19 protein-coding genes are annotated in these 19,590 nt (G+C 58.7%); all 19 read left to right on the plus strand.

What is annotated here, in order from left to right; all coding sequences use genetic code 11:
• Positions 1–1,206, plus strand: a complete 1,206-nt coding sequence (gene ispC / locus HNQ50_RS03710) for a 1-deoxy-D-xylulose-5-phosphate reductoisomerase (RefSeq protein ID WP_184097667.1) — start codon at positions 1–3, stop codon at positions 1,204–1,206.
• Between the two features lie 4 nt (positions 1,207–1,210).
• Positions 1,211–2,560 carry an RIP metalloprotease RseP gene (rseP, locus tag HNQ50_RS03715; RefSeq protein WP_184097670.1) on the plus strand — a complete coding sequence of 450 codons (1,350 nt, stop codon included), beginning with the start codon at positions 1,211–1,213 and terminating at the stop codon, positions 2,558–2,560.
• A 26-nt stretch (positions 2,561–2,586) separates the two neighbouring features.
• Positions 2,587–4,875, plus strand: a complete 2,289-nt coding sequence (bamA, locus tag HNQ50_RS03720) for an outer membrane protein assembly factor BamA (protein WP_184097672.1) — start codon at positions 2,587–2,589, stop codon at positions 4,873–4,875.
• 25 nt (positions 4,876–4,900) lie between these two features.
• Entirely contained in the window at positions 4,901–5,404 is a 504-nt protein-coding gene (locus tag HNQ50_RS03725; protein WP_184097674.1) for an OmpH/Skp family outer membrane protein, read from the plus strand.
• Between the two features lie 11 nt (positions 5,405–5,415).
• The gene (gene lpxD / locus HNQ50_RS03730; protein WP_221302973.1) at positions 5,416–6,450 is read left to right on the plus strand and encodes a UDP-3-O-(3-hydroxymyristoyl)glucosamine N-acyltransferase; all 1,035 of its coding nucleotides are present in this window, start codon (positions 5,416–5,418) and stop codon (positions 6,448–6,450) included.
• The gene (gene fabZ, locus HNQ50_RS03735) at positions 6,450–6,902 is read left to right on the plus strand and encodes a 3-hydroxyacyl-ACP dehydratase FabZ (protein ID WP_184097676.1); all 453 of its coding nucleotides are present in this window, start codon (positions 6,450–6,452) and stop codon (positions 6,900–6,902) included. Before lpxD ends, fabZ begins: the two co-directional genes overlap by 1 nt.
• Positions 6,903–7,007: 105 nt before the next feature.
• The gene (gene lpxA / locus HNQ50_RS03740) at positions 7,008–7,784 is read left to right on the plus strand and encodes an acyl-ACP--UDP-N-acetylglucosamine O-acyltransferase (protein ID WP_184097678.1); all 777 of its coding nucleotides are present in this window, start codon (positions 7,008–7,010) and stop codon (positions 7,782–7,784) included.
• A 60-nt stretch (positions 7,785–7,844) separates the two neighbouring features.
• On the plus strand, positions 7,845–9,023 hold the full coding sequence (gene lpxB, locus HNQ50_RS03745) for a lipid-A-disaccharide synthase (protein WP_184097680.1): 1,179 nt from the start codon (positions 7,845–7,847) through the stop codon (positions 9,021–9,023).
• Positions 9,024–9,025: 2 nt separating this feature from the next.
• Positions 9,026–9,604, plus strand: a complete 579-nt coding sequence (gene rnhB, locus HNQ50_RS03750; RefSeq protein WP_184097682.1) for a ribonuclease HII — start codon at positions 9,026–9,028, stop codon at positions 9,602–9,604.
• 187 nt (positions 9,605–9,791) lie between these two features.
• Complete coding sequence (gene motA / locus HNQ50_RS03755) at positions 9,792–10,652, plus strand: flagellar motor stator protein MotA (protein WP_184097684.1); 861 nt, start codon at positions 9,792–9,794, stop codon at positions 10,650–10,652.
• Between the two features lie 154 nt (positions 10,653–10,806).
• Positions 10,807–11,733, plus strand: a complete 927-nt coding sequence (motB, locus tag HNQ50_RS03760; protein ID WP_184097686.1) for a flagellar motor protein MotB — start codon at positions 10,807–10,809, stop codon at positions 11,731–11,733.
• Positions 11,733–12,455, plus strand: a complete 723-nt coding sequence (locus tag HNQ50_RS03765) for a class I SAM-dependent methyltransferase (RefSeq protein WP_184097688.1) — start codon at positions 11,733–11,735, stop codon at positions 12,453–12,455. The genes motB and HNQ50_RS03765 overlap by 1 nt, the downstream gene beginning before the upstream one ends.
• Positions 12,440–13,822 carry an HDOD domain-containing protein gene (locus HNQ50_RS03770; protein ID WP_184097691.1) on the plus strand — a complete coding sequence of 461 codons (1,383 nt, stop codon included), beginning with the start codon at positions 12,440–12,442 and terminating at the stop codon, positions 13,820–13,822. The genes HNQ50_RS03765 and HNQ50_RS03770 overlap by 16 nt, the downstream gene beginning before the upstream one ends.
• A gap of 18 nt (positions 13,823–13,840) precedes the next feature.
• Positions 13,841–14,617, plus strand: a complete 777-nt coding sequence (locus tag HNQ50_RS03775) for a TrmH family RNA methyltransferase (protein ID WP_184097693.1) — start codon at positions 13,841–13,843, stop codon at positions 14,615–14,617.
• 61 nt (positions 14,618–14,678) lie between these two features.
• Positions 14,679–15,176, plus strand: a complete 498-nt coding sequence (locus HNQ50_RS03780) for a PilZ domain-containing protein (RefSeq protein WP_184097695.1) — start codon at positions 14,679–14,681, stop codon at positions 15,174–15,176.
• Positions 15,173–15,850 (plus strand): uracil-DNA glycosylase, encoded by a 678-nt coding sequence (ung, locus tag HNQ50_RS03785; protein ID WP_184097697.1) that lies wholly within the window; start codon positions 15,173–15,175, stop codon positions 15,848–15,850. Before HNQ50_RS03780 ends, ung begins: the two co-directional genes overlap by 4 nt.
• A 98-nt stretch (positions 15,851–15,948) precedes the next feature.
• On the plus strand, positions 15,949–16,833 hold the full coding sequence (locus HNQ50_RS03790) for an ROK family protein (RefSeq protein ID WP_184097699.1): 885 nt from the start codon (positions 15,949–15,951) through the stop codon (positions 16,831–16,833).
• 41 nt (positions 16,834–16,874) lie between these two features.
• Positions 16,875–18,563, plus strand: a complete 1,689-nt coding sequence (locus HNQ50_RS03795; RefSeq protein WP_184097701.1) for a glycoside hydrolase family 9 protein — start codon at positions 16,875–16,877, stop codon at positions 18,561–18,563.
• Positions 18,564–18,566: 3 nt separating this feature from the next.
• Positions 18,567–19,568 (plus strand): ADP-glyceromanno-heptose 6-epimerase, encoded by a 1,002-nt coding sequence (gene rfaD / locus HNQ50_RS03800; RefSeq protein WP_184097704.1) that lies wholly within the window; start codon positions 18,567–18,569, stop codon positions 19,566–19,568.
• The last annotated feature ends 22 nt before the right edge of the window (positions 19,569–19,590 follow it).

Raw genomic sequence — 19,590 nt, forward strand, 5'->3', positions numbered from 1 at the left:
ATGAGCGCAATCCAAACGCTGACCGTGCTGGGCTCCACCGGTAGCATCGGGGTGAGTACCCTTGACGTGGTCGCCCGTCATGCTGGCCAGTTCCGTGTTTACGCACTGACCGGCGCCACCCAGCTCGACAAACTGGCGGAGCAATGCCGTCAGCACACGCCGCGTTATGCCGTAGTGCTGGATGAACAATCCGCCGAAACGCTGCGTGGCCTCCTGAGGGCCGCCGGTAGCGAGACCGAAGTCTTGTGTGGCGAGGCCGCACTGGAGCAGGTTGCCATCGCGCCAGAGGTCACCATGGTGATGGCCGCGATTGTCGGTGCGGCAGGGATGCGCCCGACTCTGGCGGCGGCTCGCGCCGCCAAGCGTGTGTTGCTGGCCAATAAAGAAACGCTGGTGCTGGCGGGCAAGCTTTTTATGGATGCCGTCAACGCCAGCGGCGCCGAGCTGCTGCCAATCGACAGCGAACACAACGCCATCTTCCAGGTGCTGCCCCGCGCACATCGGGAGCATCCTTATCGCGGCACGCTGGCTCAGGCTGGCGTCAAGCGCATTCTGTTGACCGCTTCAGGTGGCCCGTTCCGCACCCGCCCGGTAGAGACCCTCTCCAGTGTGACGCCGGAAGAAGCCGTCAAGCACCCCAACTGGTCGATGGGGCGCAAGATTTCCGTCGATTCCGCCACCATGATGAACAAGGGGCTGGAGGTCATTGAGGCGCACTGGCTGTTCAACGCCGGGCCCGATGAAATCACCGTGGTTGTGCACCCGCAAAGCATCATCCACTCCATGGTTGAATACGCTGACGGCTCCGTGCTGGCCCAACTGGGCACGCCGGATATGCGCACCCCGATTGCCTATGGCCTGTCTTATCCGCAGCGCGTTGAATCGGGTGTCAAGTCGCTGGATCTCTTTAGTGTGGGTCGGCTGGACTTTGAAGCGCCCGATCTGGTGCGCACACCGTGTCTGCGCCTTGCCTTCGAAGCCCTGCGGGCAGGCGGGGCGGCAACGGCTGTGCTCAATGCAGCGAACGAGGTCGCAGTGGCCGCATTTCTGGATCGCCAGCTTGGCTACACGCAAATTCCGGTGCTGATTGAAGAAGTGCTGGCCACTTGCGTCGGTGATTGCAAGGCAGATTCGCTCGACGCCCTGCAGCAGGCTGACGGCCTGGCGCGCGTGACCGCACAACGCTGGCTGGAAGCACAAAGCTGACCTCATGAGCGTATTGATCTCTGTGCTCGCCTTTGTGGTGACGATCGGCATTCTGGTGACCTTTCATGAACTGGGTCATTACTGGGTGGCGCGTCGTTGCGGTATCAAAGTTCTGACGTTCTCTATCGGGTTTGGCAAAAAGCTGCTGTCCTGGCAGCGGGGCGAAACCACCTGGCAACTGGCTGCCGTGCCGCTAGGCGGCTATGTGCGCATGCTCGATGAGCGTGAACGCCCGGTCGAACCGGAAGATTTGCCGCGTTCGTTCAATCAGCAACATCCACTCAAGAAAATGGCAGTGGCGGTGGCGGGACCCGCAGCCAATCTGCTGTTGGCCCTGTTGTTTTACTGGGTGCTGTTTATTTCTGGCGTGACCACCTTGCGACCGGTGCTGGCCGATGTCACGCAAGGTTCGCCCGCGCAGCAGATTGGCTTGCGTGCCGGTGATCGTATTGACGCCATTGACAACAAACCGGTTAAAACCTGGGATGATCTGGCCGAATTCCTGATTGATGCTGCCAGCAGGCATGAGCCCTTTGAGCTGGCCGTACATAGCCAGTCTGGTGATGCCACGATTGCCGTGGACCCCACGCGGACCAGTCTGGGCGAAATAGACGCAGGTCTGATTGACCGTTTTGGTATTTCACCCTTGCCCATTACCAACGTCATCGGCCAGGTCGCCCCCGATAGTGCCGCTGCGACTGCGGACATCAAACCAGGCGACCGGATTATCTCGGTCAATGGCAAGCCGGTGCAAAGCTGGAGCGTGCTGCAGCAGGCTGTCATGCGTTACCCTGTGGTGCCGGTCAGCCTGGTGCTGGAGCGGCACGGACAAACGCTGAACAAAACCGTGACGCCACATGAAGTGGTGGTCAAGGGTGAACATATCGGACAATTGGGGCTGGCGCCAAAGCTGGATGAGGCGCGCTGGAATGCGCAACAAATGCAGTTGCGCTACGGCCCGCTAGCAGCTATTGGTGCCGCCTGGAACAAGGTGATTGATACGGTCAAGTTCACCCTGCAGATGTTTGGTCGCATGATTGTGGGCCACGTCTCTGTCAAGCAGATAGGGGGTCCGGTTACCCTGGCAGACATGGCCGGGCGATCGGCCCAGATGGGGTTCTTGCCCTTCCTTGAAACACTGGCCCGAATCAGCCTTTCCCTGGCTGTTTTGAACCTGCTACCTGTGCCGCTGCTGGATGGCGGTCATTTGCTGTATCATACCGCCGAACTGGTGACCGGACGGCCGGTCCCTGAGCGGGTACAAGCGTTCGGCATGCGGTTGGGCCTTGCGTTTATTGCCGGGTTAATGGCGCTAGCGCTATATAACGATTTCTTCCGACTTATCTCTGGTTGATTACTGCCAGTTTCCGATCCGACACAATGAAATTAAAACCGCTTTCCTTGATGCTTGGCGCAGCATTGTCTTTCAGTGCACTCCCTGTCTGGGCCATCGATGCTTTTGTGGTGAAGGATATCCGGGTAGAGGGCCTGCAGCGGACTGACGCTGGCACGGTGTTCAACTACCTGCCCGTGAAAGTGGGCGAGAACCTGGATGACAGCAAGGCGCAACAGGCCATCAAGGCACTGTACGCCACCGGCTTTTTCAACGATGTCCGCCTGGAGCGCAGCGGTGATGTCCTGATCGTGACCGTGGATGAACGTCCGACGATTGCACAGATCAACATCAACGGCGCCAAGTTGATGGACAAAGACCAGATCAAGACTGCGCTCAAGAGCCAGAACTTTACGGAAGGGCGTATTTTTGATCAGGGCGTGCTTGATGCCGCCGTGCAGGAACTCAAGCAGCAATATTATTCGCGCGGCCGTTACTCCGTGCAGATCAAGACCTCGCAGACCCGTCTTGAACGCAACCGTGTCGGTATCCAGTTTGATATCTCTGAAGGCGCAACTGCGGTGATCCAGCAGGTGAACCTGGTCGGCTCGCATGTCTTCAAGGAAAGCAAGCTGCTGGACGAGATGAGCATGTCCACGCCGGGCTGGTTTAGCTGGTACACCCGTGACGATCAGTACTCCCGCCAGAAAATGACGGCTGACCTGGAAACCCTGCGCTCCTACTATATGGATCGCGGGTATCTGGAGTACAACATTGACTCCACCCAGGTGGCGATTGGCGAAGACAAAGAAACCGTCTTCCTGACCATCAACATGACCGAAGGCCCGCAATACACGGTCAGCGATATCAAGTTTGCCGGCGAAAGCACGCTCTCGCAGGCCGAGCTTGAAAAAATGGTCAACATCAAGCCGGGCGAAATCTTCAATCGCTCCAAGCTGAACAAGGCCACGACAACGATCTCGGGCAAACTGGGCAACGATGGTTATGCTTTTGCCAACGTCAACGCCGTGCCGGAAGTCGACAAGGTTAACCACACCGTCGCGTTTACCTTCTATGTTGACCCGGGCCGCAAGGTGTACGTGCGCAACATCAACATCACCGGCAACACCATGACCCGTGATGAAGTGGTGCGTCGTGAACTGCGTCAGCTGGAATCTGCGCCGTACGATGCCTCCAAGGTCGATCGTTCCAAGCAGCGTCTGAACCAGCTCGATTACTTCCAGGAAGTTACCATTGACACGCCACCGGTGCCCGAGTCGCCGGACCAGGTGGATATGAACGTCAAGGTCACTGAAAAGAAAACCGGCCAGTTCAACATCGGCGCCGGTTACGGTCAGTCTGAAGGCGTGGTGCTGATTGCTTCGGTGTCGCAGACCAACTTCCTGGGTAGCGGCAAGGCGTTCTCCGCAGAATTCAACAACAGCTCCGCCCAGCGCGTGTACTCGCTGGGTCTGAGTGATCCGTACGCTACGCCGGACGGGATCTCCATGGGCTGGAACTTCTACAAGCGCGATACCGATCCGTCTTACAACAGCCTGGGTAACTACACCACCAGCGGCTGGGGTGGCGCGCTGAACTTCGGCCTGCCAGTCACCGAGTTCAACTCGATTGGCATGGGTCTGGCCTATGACAACCTTGAGATCATCACCAATGCGAACACGCCGAAATACGTGAACGAGTTTGTGAATGAATTCGGTGCCAAGACGGGCACGTTCAGCGTGAACACCAAGTTTGGCCGTGACACGCGTGACAGTGCCTCTTACCCGACCAAGGGCTGGAACTTCAGCACCTCGGCCGAAGCGGCCATCCCGTCGTCCGACCTCAAGTACTATCGTCTGGGCCTCAATAGCCAGTACTGGATTCCGTTTGGCGATGAGGGCACCGCGCTGGAATGGAACCTGCAAGGCGGGTATGGTGGCACCTATGGTAATACCACCTATCCGTTCTACAAGAACTATTATGCCGGTGGCGTGAACTCGGTACGCGGCTTCTCCTACGGTACGATTGGTCCCAAGGATGAGAACGGCGACGGCATGGGGGGCAACCGCATGTTGACCAACAGTCTGGAACTGTTCTTCCCGATGCCGGGCCTGAAGAACGACAAGAGCACGCGTTTGTCCCTGTTCATTGACTCTGGTCTGGTGCGTGGCCCGACAGATGACGTGCCAGCGGGCAGCATGCGTTACTCCACGGGCGCGTCGTTCTCGTGGGTGTCGCCGATTGGTCCGTTGAAGTTCTCGCTGGCCAAGGCGCTGAAGAAAGACGAGTCCGACAAGTTGGAATCCTTCCAGTTCCAGCTCGGGAATATCTTCTGATTTCGGGTTTGAACGAGGTTAAAGCATGAAATTTGCACAACTGCCTGGTATCTTTCTGTGTGTGCTGTTGCTGGTTTGCGGTGTGGCCAGCGCGGCCGATCCGTCGCTGAAAATCGGCTTTGTGGACGTGGACCGTATTTTGCGGGACTCAGCCCCGGCGCAACGCGCGACCAAACGGCTGGAGAAAGAGTTCGAAGGCCGTCGTGCCGATGTGCAGAAGATCGCCGATCAAGGCAAATCCTTGCAACTGGTGCTTGATAAAGGTGGTCTGACCGACGCAGATCGCAAAGATAAAGAGCGCCAGCTGGTCAAGCTCAACCTGGATTACCAGCGCATGTCGCGTGAACTCAATGAAGATCTGAATTCGCGCCGCAATGAAGAACTGGCCGGCATTCAAGAGCGCGTCAACAACGCGGTGCAACAGATCGCGCAAGCCGAGAAATTCGATCTGATCTTGCAGGAAGCGGCTTTCCACAGTCCGCGTATCGATATCACTGACAAGGTGCTGAAGGCCTTGTCAGACAAGTAAGTGACCTGACTATGCGTTTGTCCCAACTGGTAGCAAAACTTGGTGGTGAACTCTGTGGTGCGGATAGTGAGGTAACGCGTGTTTCCTCACTGGAAGGGGCTACACCGGACGCCCTGACGTTTTTGAACAACCCCAAGTTCAAAGATCTGCTGACGGATTGCAAAGCCGCGTGTGTATTGCTCAAGCCGGCCGATGCCGAGGGCGTGACCACGCCGCATATCCTCACCGATAACCCGTATCTGTATTACGCGCGTGCCGCTGCCTTGCTGCACCCGGCACCGGCAGTCCGTGCCGGTGTGCATCCGGCTGCGTATGTTGACCCGACCGCCATTGTCGCGGCAGATGCCGAAGTCGGCCCCAATGCCACGGTGTGTGCTGGCGCGGTGATCGGCCCTGGTGCCGTGATCATGCCGCAGGCCTACGTCGGTGAACGCGCCCAGGTCGGCGCGGGTGCGCGCATGTACCCGCAGTCTTGCCTGATGGCGGAATGCATTATTGGCGAGCGCGTCATCTTGCATCCGGGCGCAGTGATCGGCGCCGATGGCTTTGGCAATGCCTGGGCCGGTGACCACTGGGAAAAAATTCCGCAAATTGGCCGTGCCATTATTGGCGATGACGTTGAGATTGGCGCCAATACCACGATTGATCGCGGCGCGCTGGAAGACACCATTGTCGCCAATGGCGCACGCATCGATAACCTGATCATGATTGGTCATAACTGCCAGATTGGTGAACATGCCGCCATGGCATCGTGTGTCGGCATCGCCGGTTCCACACGCATCGGCGCACGCTGTCAGATTGGCGGCGCGGCCATGATTGGCGGTCACCTGGAAATAGCGGACGGCACGATCATTCTGGCCGCCACCGCCGTGACCAAAAGTATCCGTGAGCCTGGTGTCTATGGCGGCCCGATCCCCGCGGCCCCACAAGACCAATGGGCCAAAAATGCCGTGCATTTGCGGCGCCTTGATGTCACGAACAGCAAGGTCAAACAACTCGAGAAACAGGTCGCTGCCTTGCTGGCAGGCGGCACGCAGGAGGAATAATGAGCGAGACGATGGACATCAACGAGATCGTCAAGTATTTGCCACACCGATACCCGTTCTTGCTGATCGACCGCGTGGTTGATCTGGAACTGGGCAAGTCGATCAAGGCAATCAAGAACGTAACGATCAATGAGCCGTTCTTTCAGGGTCATTTTCCGCAATACCCGGTCATGCCTGGCGTGTTGATCATGGAAGCACTGGCCCAGGCCGCTGGCGTCCTGTCGTTCAAGTCTGAAGGCCGCATGCCCACAGATGGCACGCTCTATTTCTTTGCCGGTATCGACAATGCCCGTTTCAAGCGTCAGGTATTGCCTGGCGATCAACTGACCTTGTGTGTGGAGATGGTGGCGCAAAAACGCGGCATCTACAAATATCAGGCCAAGGCCTACGTGGGCGAAGAACTTGCCGCGGAAGCTGACCTGATGTGTGCTGAACGCAAAGTCAACAAATAAGCTGACCAGCACGACCAGCGCGCCGCCGTGCATTGCGGCGCGGCAGTAACCGTGTAAAACCGGCGGGCCAGCAGCCCGCCAGAATTTTTTCCAGGATCGACGGATATGGCAAACATCCATCCGACAGCGGTAGTAGACCCCAAGGCAAAGTTGCATGACAGCGTTATCGTTGGCCCCTATGCCGTGATCGGGCCGGATGTCACCATTGGCGCTGATACCGTGGTCGATGCGCATGTGGTCATTTCGGGTGTCACCACCATTGGCGAGCGCAACCGGTTTTACTCGTTTGGCAGCATTGGTTGTGATCCGCAGGACAAAAAGTATAAAGGCGAGCCCACGCGGCTGGTGATCGGCAATGGCAATGCGTTCTTCCAGAACGTCACGGTCTCGACCGGTACCGTGCAGGACGAGAGTTTAACCAGCATTGGCGACGACAACTGGATCATGGCCTACGTGCACATTGCCCACGATTGCCGCATTGGCAGTGGCACCATTTTTGCCAATAATGTCACGCTGGCTGGCCACGTCTACGTCGATGATTTTGCCTTTCTGGGCGGGTTTACCACCGTGCACCAGTTCTGCAAGATTGGCGCGTACGCCATGTCGGCGTTTACTGCCGCCATCTCGCAAGATGTTCCGCCCTTTGTGGTGGCTGCGGGTAACCGCGCCAAACCGGCCGGCGTGCATAGCGAAGGCATGCGCCGTCACGGGTTTACCGCCGAACAGATTGCCCAGGTTAAAAAAGCCTACCGTGTGTTATACCGGCAGAGTCTTTCGCTGGATGAATCGCTGGCCGCGCTGGACGAACTGGCAGCAAGCTCCGCAGATGTCGCCCGTTTCGCCGGTTTTATCCGGACGAGCGAGCGCGGTTTTATCCGCTAAGCCCATGACCGGTCGTTTTCAGGCTTTTTCCCAACCCTTAATCCAGATACTGTCGAGCCGATGATTGATCGACTCTTTCCCCAGACCGGTAGCGGCCCGCGCATTGCCATTGTCGCAGGTGAAGCCTCGGGCGATTTACTGGGCGCCCAGCTCATTGAAGCGCTGCAGCGCTTGATTCCCGACGCCCGCTTTTCCGGTATTGCCGGCCCCAAAATGAAAGCCCTGGGCGCGCATTCCGTCGTTCCCATGGAAAAACTGGCGGTACGCGGGTATGTCGAGGTGATTCGCCATTTGCCCGCGTTGTTGCGCATCCGGCGACAACTCAAGCAGGCCATCCTGCGCGAGCGCCCGGACCTTGTGATCGGCATTGATGCCCCGGACTTCAACCTTGGGCTGGAAGCCACCGCCAAGGCGGCCGGCATCACCACCATCCATTACGTCAGCCCCTCGATCTGGGCCTGGCGTAGCGAACGGCTCAAAAAGATTGCCAAAGCCGTATCCCACGTGCTGCTGCTGTTTCCGTTTGAAGAACCGCTTTACCGGCAAGCCGGCGTGCCTGCCACGTATGTGGGGCACCCCCTGGCAGACATGTTTCCGCTGGAACCCAAGCGGGAGGTCTATCGGGAGCAACTGGGCGTGAGTGACAAGGCGTTGGCATTTGCCATGCTGCCAGGTAGTCGCCAGAGCGAACTGGAACTGCACGCCACCTTGTTTATCGAAACCGCCAAACAACTGGCGGAACGTTACCCGAACGCCGTCTTCCTGGTGCCGTTTATTACCCGGGAAACGCGGGATATGTTTGAAGTGCGCATGTGGCAATTGGGTGCACAAGAATTGCCATTCCGCCTGATGTTTGGTCACGCGCACGATGCCATGCTGGCCTCGGACGCCATCATCGTGGCTTCTGGCACGGCAGCGCTGGAAGCCATGCTGGCCAAGCGTCCGCTGGTGGTGACCTACAAGCTGTCCAGCATGACCTATCGCATGGTCAAGAAAAAGATCAAGACGCCGTATGTGAGCTTGCCCAATGCGCTGGCTGGCGGTTTTGTGGTGCCCGAATTGTTGCAACACGAAGCCACTGTGGAAAACCTGCTGCAGGCCGTCACCAATATGGTCGATGACAAACGCTTTGGCGCGCGGCTAGACCAATGTTTCACCGGGTTCCATGAGCAACTGCGTTGCAATGCGGCGGAACGCGCCGCACAAGTTGTCGTGTCCTTGCTGAACAAGCGGAGATAAACATGCTGGTCTGCGGGGTAGATGAAGCCGGGCGTGGCCCGCTGGCGGGGTCCGTATACGCCGCAGCGGTGATCTTGCCGGACGATCACGGCCTGATCGGGCTGGACGATTCCAAAAAATTGTCTGAAAAACAACGCGAGCGCCTGTTTCCACAAATCAAGGAACGAGCGCTGGCGTGGTCGATTGCATTTGCCACGCATGAAGAAATCGACCAGATCAACATTCTGCAAGCCACCATGCTGGCCATGCAGCGCGCGGTGGCGGGCTTGCAGACCGTACCGGACAAGGCCCTGATTGATGGCAACCGGGCGCCCAAACTGGCCTGCGCCGTAGAAACCGTAGTGGGCGGAGACGCGCTGCATGCCTGCATTTCAGCCGCATCCGTCCTGGCCAAAGTAGCGCGGGACCATGAAGTCGCAGAATACGAAACCCGCTGGCCGGGTTACGGGTTTGCCCAGCACAAAGGCTATCCCACTGCGGCGCATCTGGCCGCACTCAAAGCTCTGGGGCCGTGCCCGATTCACCGCATGAGCTTCGGCCCGGTACGACAAGCCGTGGCGCAAATGCCGCTGTGGGATTGATTGGCGGTTGTCGCCTCCTTGCACTGCAACTAAACTGCGGAACGGGAGGCGTATTCATAATGAATATTCCGGGTCATCCGGGACGCTACATACGCTGATTGAACACAATATGGGTATTGGTGCGATGCCAATGCCAGAGTGATGCTCCCTCCAATAACAGAGCGGTAATACCGGGAAAACACGGCGCATGTTTGTCATTATTGGTTACATATTCATGGTCGCTTGTATTTTCGGCGCCTATGCGGTGCACGGCGGCGAACTGGCCGTGCTGTGGCAACCGACCGAAATCGTCATTATTTTTGGTGGCGGGATCGGTGCCTTGATCGTTGGCTACGGTGGCAAGCCCATGAAAGCCACCCTCAAGGCCGCACCCTCGATTTTCAAAGGCTCACCGTACAACAAAAATTTCTTCATGGATTTGTTTGCGCTGCAGTTCGAGATTTTGACCAAGATCCGCAAGGAAGGTCTGATGTCGATCGAAGCGGATGTGGATGATCCGCACAGCAGCGCCGTGTTCAGCAAATACCCCAAAGTGGCGCACGATCATCACCTGATCGAATTCATGACCGATTACCTGCGGCTGATGGTCGGCGGCAACCTCAATGCGTTTGAAATTGAAAACCTGATGGATGTGGAAATCGATACCCACCATCACGAGGCCGCCGTGCCCTCGACCGTGATTGCCAAACTGGCCGACGGCTTGCCGGCGTTTGGTATCGTGGCGGCGGTGATGGGGGTGGTGCACACCATGGGTTCATTGCATCTGCCTCCGTCTGAGCTGGGTAAGCTGATCGGCGCGGCGCTGGTGGGGACCTTTATGGGTATTTTGCTGGCATACGGTTTTGTGGGTCCGATTGCCTCGGTGCTGGAAGCGCGGGCGGCGGCGGCCACCCAGGCCTTCAACGCCGTGAAAACGACCTTGCTGGCCAGCCTGAATGGCTATGCGCCGCAAGTGGCGGTGGAGTTTGGCCGCAAGGCGGTCGAGAGCACAGAGCGCCCCAGCTTCAAGGAGCTGGAAGATTACGTGAAGAACGCCAAGGCCAAATAATCGTGGTGAAGAAAGCCCCGCAGGCTGCGTTGTGCTCACTTGCCGTACTGGAAGTACTGTCTGCGCTTCGCACGCCTTGCCCGCGGGACTTTCTTCGGCACGATAGCTGCACTGTTTTGTGCCCCCGTTGAACCCGATTTTCTGAGCACATGCCATGAGCGACGACTCGCAACGCCCCATCGTAGTCAAGCGCATCAAGAAGGGCGGCCATGGCCATCATGGCGGCGCCTGGAAGATCGCGTACGCCGACTTTATGACGGCCATGATGGCGTTCTTTCTGCTGATGTGGCTGTTGGGCTCCGTGTCCAAGGGCAACCTCAAGGGGATTGCTGATTATTTCTCCAACCCGCTCAAGATTGCCCGTCGGGGCGGCGAGGGCGCGGGCGATGCTGATTCGCTGATCAAGGGCGGCGGTAAGGATTTGACCCAGCAAGTGGGGCAGATGAAAAAAGGCGCCGTCCAGGAAGATGAACAAGCCAAGGACCGGCGACGTCTGAGCGAGCTGAAAAAGAAATTTGAAGCGCTGATGGACGACAAGGCCAAATCCAACAGCAAGTTGGCCCAATACAAGAAACAACTCAAGCTGGACATGGTGGCAGACGGCTTGCGCATCCAGATTGTGGATGACCAGAACCGGCCCATGTTCAAGTCTGGCTCTAGCGAACTGGAGCCGTATGCCAAAGATATTCTGGATGAAATCGGCAAGCTGCTGAACGACGTCCCCAATGATCTCTCGCTGTCTGGCCACACTGATGCGCAACCCTTTGCCTCGGGGCAGCGCGGGTATTCCAACTGGGAGCTTTCCTCTGACCGGGCCAATGCCTCGCGGCGCGAGTTGCTGGCAGGAGGCGGGCTGTCTACCGACAAGATTTTGCGGGTGAATGGCTTTGCCGAGCAGGTACCGCTGGATACCGCCAATATCTATGCGCCAGTCAATCGTCGTATCAGCATTGTGGTGCTGAACAAGGAAGCCGAAGCCGAAATTCGCCGGCAGGCTGGTATTGACCAGGAAGCCAAAGCCATTCCAGCGTCTGAGGTGGCTGCCAAAGTGGGCGGCAAGGTGGCGTCCGGGGCGAATTAATGCCGCAGCCGCTGCGTTTTGTCTTGTTGCAGGTACTGGCGGTCGCCGTCATGGCGCTGCTGTGGTGGTTCATGCCGGCAACCCCGGTGTGGGCGCTGGCACTGGCTGGCGGCGTAACGGCTGCATTCGTCGCCTGGTTCTGGCACGACGGTCACTGGTGGAGTTTCATCCACTTGTGTTTTCCTGCCGCCATTCTGGCCGCCTTGAGCTGGCAAGTGCCACCATGGCTGTGGCTGGTCGCATTTGTGTTGTTGTTCCTGGTTTCTGCCGGCGCAGTTCAAAGCCGGGTACCTCTGTATCTGAGTAACCCGCGTGCGTTGGCCTTGTTGTCGCAGGAAATCCCGTCCCATGCACATGTCATCGATCTGGGTGGGGGCACGGGGACGGTGCTGGCGTGGCTGGGTAAACACCGGCCCGATGTGACGGTCACCGGGGTGGAAATGGCCTGGTTACCCTGGTTGATCGGGCGCTGGCGACTGGGTGCCCAGGCGGACTGGCGCCGCGCTGATGCGTTTACCCAGAATCTGGCCGGGTTTGATGTGGTCTATGCTTACTTGTCACCTGAACCCATGCCGCGCCTGTGGCAGAAGGTCAAGGCAGAGTGCCGGCCTGATTGCCGGTTGATCAGCAACAGCTTTGGCGTGCCCGGGCAGACACCGGACAAAACCATCGATATTGGCGACTGGAAACACAGCAAGCTTTTGATATGGCAGTCAATCTAGCCCCCTCATTTGCACCATGGATTGCGCAGTGGACCAACCGCCCGCTGCCCATGCTGCAAGCCAGCAAGGATTTGTTGCTGCCGATGCTGCGCCGGCCGGACCGGGTGCGGCCGGCTGATCTGGTCGACATCGTATTGCGTGATCCGCTGTTGACCGCGCAGGTGCTACGCACCGTCAATCATCGCGAACGCACCAGTCTGTCGGCGGATGTGGTTTCGGTCGAAAACTGCCTGGCGCTTTACGGCATCACCCCGTTCCTGGAGCGCTTTGCCAACGGCCCGGTGGCGGAAGCCAGCCTGCTGCCCGATCGCCCGCACGCGGTGGCTGACTTGCATGCGGCGGTGACCAATCTGCGTTTTGCGGCCAGGCTGGCACGCGAATACGCCAGTCAGCGCTTTGATGCCAAACTCGACGAAATTTTCATCGCTGCGGTGTTGTCGGGTTTGCCGACGCTGCTGGGCATCCTCTCGACCGATCAATCTGGCGCGGCCAGCGCCGAGAACGCCGCCTGTGACATGCTCGGTGCCTGGCATTTTCCGGAGCCCCTGGTGCAGCTACAGGCGGGCAGCCACGTGGAAACCCCACGTCAGTCCATGCAAGTGGCCGTGCTGAAAATGGCGCGTGCGCTGGAGTTCGGCTGGTGGCAACCGGAGGTCGAAGTTGCGCTGCAAGTCATTGCAGACGTACTGCAAAGCCCGCTGGATGAATGCTGGAACCTGACGACCGCAGCCATCCTGAAGTTTGTGCGCAAGGAAACCGCACGTAGCGGGCGCTTGCAGGCGGCCTATGCCTTGCCCATGTTGCCGGGCCCCTGGGAACCCGTTGCTCCACCGGAGCCCGCCGCACCACCTGTTCCCCCGGCCAATCGCTTTGCTGAACGGCTGCATGCGCTGAATGATGCCGCACACCAGGGGGCAAATGCCTCTCAACTGATTGAACTGGCATTGCGCGTGTTTACCGAAGGTATGGGCATTCAGCGCGCGGCCTTCATGGTGTACTCAGCGCAAGACAGTCTGTTGCGAACCCGTTTTATCCAAAGCCCGGATGCACAAGACCGGCTGAATGATTTTTCGCTGCCGATGGACAACGTCCACCTGTTTGCGCGCTTGATGACCAAGCCGCAAGCGGTCTGGCTGAACGAGCACACCCGTATCAATCTGCAAAAACTGTTGCCGGGCACCTGGCTACAGCGGTTTGGGGCGGGGGATTTCTGTGCCATGTCCATTTTCATGAACGAGCGTCCGGTTGGTTTGTTTGTCGGTCAGCGCACCTCCCTGACGCCGCTGGACGAAGCCACCTTTACCCAGTTCAAACAGGTTTGTTTGCTGGTCAGCCGTGCGCTGGCCGAGCGTAACAACCGCGCCTGATTTTTTCCCGAGAGTGGTATGGAAGTGATTCATTCGCCGCAGAACGCGTTGTACAAGCTTTGCCATAAACTGGCGACGCATCGGCGGGACCGTCTCAAGCAAAAGAAAACCCTGCTCGATGGCGCGCACCTCGTTGCTGCCGCGCTGGATGCGGGCTGGGTGATCGAAAAACTGTTGATCACGCCAGACGGTGCCGGTAATCCTGAGGTAGCGGGTTTGATCAAAGCCTGTGACGTGCCGGCAACGGTGCTGGAAGCCACGTTGTTCAAGTCTCTGTCTGAATTGCCCAGCCCCACCGGCGTGATGGCGCTGGTGAGTATTCCCGATAGCCAGACAGCCCGGCAGCACGGTTTGTGCCTGTTACTTGATGGCGTCCAGGACCCTGGCAATGTCGGTTCCATTTTGCGCACCGCTGCGGCCGCCGGGGTAGACCAGGTCTTGTTGTCTGATCATTGCGCTGACCTGTGGTCACCCAAAGTCTTGCGTGCCGGCATGGGCGCACACTTTGTCCTTGATCTGGTAGAACGTGCGGACCTGGCGCAGTTTGCCGATGGCTTTGCCGGCCCGGTGGCTGCGCTGATGCTGGACGACGCGCAAGACCTCTATGCCGCTACGCTCACTGGTAATCTGGCCCTCGTCATGGGATCGGAAGGACAGGGTGTGTCTGCCGACATGGCTGCCCGCGCCACCCTGCGGCTGACGATCCCCATGCACCCGGGGATTGAATCGCTCAACGTGGGCGCTGCTGCCGCCATATGCCTGTACGAGCGCGTGCGGCAAGCGCGCACGGCCTGAGCCGCCGACAGCCTATAATCAGACTATCCTCTGAGCCGCAACTGCGCTGTGGAACCCGCCCATGTCTAATTTCCCCGACGGTCTTTTTTTTGAAATGCGCCTGCCACTGACCTGGCAGAACGAACCCACCCAACATCCTCTGGAAGCCCAGCGTTACCTGGAGGTGCTGGAGGCCATGGACCAGCACCCGCATGAAGAGCGTGAGGTTTCTCAGGTGGAATCCCGGCTTGATCTGCAATTATTGTGGCTGGCGCGTTTGCTGACCCCGCAAAAGCCGTCAGAACGGGACGGGTTGATCGGCATTGAACACGTGCAATGGGCGCAGTCCGAACCCTTGGCCGTGGGCCAGACTGGTTACGTGGGCTTGATGTTAAGCGCCAGCCTGCCTTACCTGATGAGCTTGCCCGCCCAGGTGGAACAGGTCGAGGCCGATGGCCAGGCGCACATTATTCTGGCGAAATGGGATTACCCCACGCCGGGCCTGAAAGAAGTCTTTGAACGGACGGTTTTCCGTCATCACCGCGAATTCATTCGCCGCAATCGTGGAGCAGATTCTTGATTTTTGATGCGATTCCAGCCGCCTGGCAACCGTTGTTGTCGGCGTTGCGCCAAAACCCCGCACTGACTGGCCTTGATGCGTTTCTGACCGCCGAAGCGGCTGCCGGCAAAGTGATTTATCCGCCGCGTGCCCACTGGTTTGCCGCACTGGCGCATGTCGCCCCGGCCGATGTCAAAGTGGTGATTTTGGGGCAAGACCCGTATCACGGCGCAGGTCAGGCGCATGGGCTGAGTTTTTCAGTACCCCCGGGCATCAAAAAGCCACCCTCACTGAACAATATCTGGAAAGAAATTGCGCGCGATCTGGGGCTGACGCCACCGCAAGATGGTTCACTGACGGGTTGGGCCGATCAGGGCGTGTTGCTGCTTAACACCGTACTGACGGTAGAGGCTGATTGCGCAGCATCGCACGCCAAACGTGGCTGGGAAGTCCTCACTGACGAGATCATCCGGCAACTGGCCGCGCAAGAATCCGGCATTGTTTTCATGCTCTGGGGTAGTCACGCGCAAAAGAAAGCCGCATTGATAGACCGCAACAAACACCTGGTGCTGGAGTCCGTCCACCCATCGCCTTTGTCGGCGCACCGGGGATTTATCGGCAACGGGCATTTCTCGGCCGCCAACCAGTATTTGCAAACGCAGCACCGGCCGGTCATTGACTGGGCCAAGGCCTGATACATACACAACGCCACATCACAGAAAAAGCCGCCCACCAGACCGGAAACACCGGCGCAAACGGCTTCAGAGCAACCGCAGCGGAACGAAACCCGATCATGTCTTCCCTTCTTGCCTTCGATATTGGCGGCACGCAGATCAAGTACGGCCTCGTCGGGCCGGACGGCGTGGTCAGCCAGGTTCAGACTGTGCCCACGCCTGCAATGCAGGGTGGGCCCCATGTGCTTGATTTCTTGTGCACGCTGGCCGCGCCGCTGGTTGCGGATCACGCCCCCGCGGGCATCGCCATCAGCACGCTCGGACTGGTTGATCCGGAGACGGGCGTGATCCTCGGCGCCGCTGAGGCCATCCCGGGTTATCCGGGCTGTTCTCCCAAAACCGTTCTGGCAAACGCATTTGGCCTGCCGGTGACGGTCGAAAACGACGTCAATTGTGTCGCGCTGGCCGAGGGCTGGACTGGGGCCGCGCAAGGCTGCGCCCATTTTATTGCGTTGACGGTGGGTACGGGCATTGGCGGCGGCATTGTCATCAACCATGCCTTGTACCGTGGGGCGCGGGCAGCAGCCGGGGAATGGGGCTATATGCGCATCGACGGCAAAATGTGGGAGCAGCATGCTTCGACATCTGCCCTGGTGCGTGCGATTGAAGCCGCCACGGGTGAGGGCGGCTGGAGTGGCGAGCGCATCATGACGGCCTACGACGGTGGGGATGCCGTGGTTTGTGCCGTCGTTGCCCAGTGGCGTGAACTGTTGGCGACCGGCATTGCCAACCTGATATACGCTTTCAACCCGCAGCGGGTAGTGGTGGGAGGTGGCATCAGTGCCCGGGGTGAGCGCTTCCGGCAAGAACTCAGTACGGCGATTGATGACGTGCTGGAGCCGGATTTTCGCGGCACCACCGCCATTTGCCTCGCCAGTGCCGGCAACCATGCCGGCATGATCGGCGCAGCCCGCAACTGGTGGCTGGCCCACGCCGCCGTCTGAAACCGCACCGCACCCAGCCCGCAGAGGCAACCGGAGACGAAATGAAAATCCTGTTCAACCACATTGGTTTCACCCCGCAGGCGCGCAAGCTGGCGACCATTGAAGCACCCGCCAGCGCGGCGCTGCTGACCTTTAGCCTGTATGACGCCTCAACCCGCCAGAAAGTGTTGAGCGGCCCGGTTACGGCCAGCGGCACGGTCGATAACTGGAAAAACCGCCATTTCTGGCAAGCCGATTTTTCTGCGCAGACTGACGTGGGCGAGTATTTCATTGTGGTCGATGGCGTTCAGCCACCGCTGGTGTCGCACACCTTTGCGATCGATGCGGACTTGTTTGCCGGCCAGATGCTCTCTGACATTGTTCACTACCTCAAAGGCCAGCGTTGCACCGGGCTGTACGACAACGCCGATCGCAGCCGCCCCAAATTTGGCAGTGACGAGCGCCGGGATGTCCACGGCGGCTGGTTTGATGCCTCGGGCGATTGCTCCAAATACCTGTCGCATCTGTCCGTTGCCAACTTCATGAACCCGCAGCAAACACCGCAAGTGGTGTGGAATCTGCTCGACGGCCACGCCCAACTGCCGCCGCAACTGAAATGGTTCAATGAACGCATGGTCGATGAAGCCTTGCATGGCGCGGATTTTCTGGTGCGCATGCAAGACCCGGCCGGCTTCTTCTACATGACGCTGTTCGATAAATGGTCCAAGGACGAAAACCAGCGTGACCTGTGTGCGTATGCCACGCAGCAGGGCATCAAGTCTGACCGCTATCAGGCCGCGTTCCGGCAGGGTGGCGGCATGACCATTGCGGCGCTGGCCCGCGCCAGCCAGTTGGGCCGTGATGGTGAATTCACGCGTGACCAATATCTGGGCGCGGCGCAAACCGGTTTTGCCCACCTGCAAGAACACAATCTGCGCTATCTGGACGATGGTGTGGAAAACATCATCGACGATTATTGCGCCTTGCTGGCGGCTACCGAGTTGCTGGCCGTGACGGGAGAGGGTGCGTACGCGGATGCCGCCGTGCGCCGGGTCAATAACCTGCTGGTACGCCAGCATGACGACGGCTGGTTCCGGGCGGATGAAACCGGCGCGCGCTCGTTCTTTCATGCGGCAGATGCCGGCCTGCCGGAAATCGCCCTGATGCGTTATCTGGAAATCGTGCCTGCCAGCCCGTTGGCCGGTAGAATTCGTGCGGCGCTACGCTTGGCGTTTGAATATGCCTTGCGCATTACTGGGGAAGAAGTGAACAATCCGTTCGGCTACCCGCGCCAGTATGTCTTGCAGCCGGGCAAGCCTGGACAGACACAGTTCTTCATTCCGCATGACAATGGCACGGGCTACTGGTGGCAAGGCGAAAACGCCCGGTTGGGCTCGATTGCCGCTGCTGCGGCGCGCGCCAGCCAGCTGTTTACGGAAGAGGCCGCCTTCTCTGTCGCCCTGGGCCATTATGCCCAGGCTGCGCTGGACTGGATTCTGGGCCACAATCCGTTTGATAGCTGCATGTTGCAAGGCTGGGGCCGCAATAACCCGCGTTACGAGCCTGGCTACTACAATGCGCCAGGCGGGGTGTGTAATGGCATCACCAGTGGGCTTGAGGATGAAACGGACATCGATTTCAGAAAGTCCGAGGTCGCGACCATGGCAAATAGCTGGCGCTGGACCGAACAATGGATGCCGCATGGTGCCTGGCTTTTCCTGGCGCTGTGCAGTCGAATCAACAAGGAGTAAGCAATGACCATCGTGGTTACCGGCGCTGCCGGTTTTATCGGTTCCAATATCGTCAAGGCGCTGAATGCGCGCGGCGAAACCGACATCATCGCCGTGGACAACCTCACGCGGGGCGACAAGTTCCGCAATCTGGTCGATTGCCAGATTTCGCACTACGTCGACAAAAACGAGTTTATTGCCGAACTGGCCAGCGGCCGCTGGGATGGCCAGATTACCGCCATCCTGCATCAGGGCGCGTGTTCTGACACCATGGAACACAATGGCAAGTACATGATGGAAAACAACTATCAGTACACGCTCGGTCTGTTTGAGTGGTGCCAGGCTGAAGAAGTCCAGTTCATTTATGCCTCCAGCGCGGCCACCTATGGTGCCGGCAGCAACGGGTTCCATGAAGACCCGGAGTGCGAGTCGCCGCTGAACGTGTACGGTTACTCCAAGCTCCTGTTTGATCAGGTGCTGCGTCAGCGCTGGGATGATCTGTCTGCCCAGGCCGTCGGTTTCCGTTACTTCAATGTCTACGGCGATCGCGAATGGCACAAGGAACGCATGGCATCTGTCGCCTTCCATCACTACAACCAGTATCGCCAGAACGGCAAGGTCAAACTGTTTGGTGAGTACGGCGGCTACCCGGCCGGTGGTCACACCCGTGACTTCGTGTCGGTGGAAGATGTCGTCAAGGTCAACCTGTGGTTCCTGGATAACGCAGAAGTTTGCGGCGTGTACAACGTCGGCACGGGGCGCGCGCAGCCTTTCAACGACGTGGCGACCACGGTGATCAACACCTTCCGCCAGCAAGAAGGCAAATCAGTGCTGACCCTGGAGCAGATTCTGGCCGAAGGCTTGCTGGAGTACACCGAATTCCCGGACGCGCTCAAAGGCAAATACCAAAGCTTTACCGAGGCCGACCTGACGCTGCTGCGGGAAGCGGGCTATGAAGAGCCATTCATGACCGTGGAAGAAGGCGTACAACGCTACGTGGAAACGCTGCTCAAGCGTGGTGCCTGATGAACCGGCCTGTGTTTTGAGA

Origin of the sequence: Silvimonas terrae, from assembly GCF_014202765.1 — a bacterium.
GTDB classification, from domain to species: Bacteria; Pseudomonadota; Gammaproteobacteria; order Burkholderiales; family Chitinibacteraceae; genus Silvimonas; species Silvimonas terrae.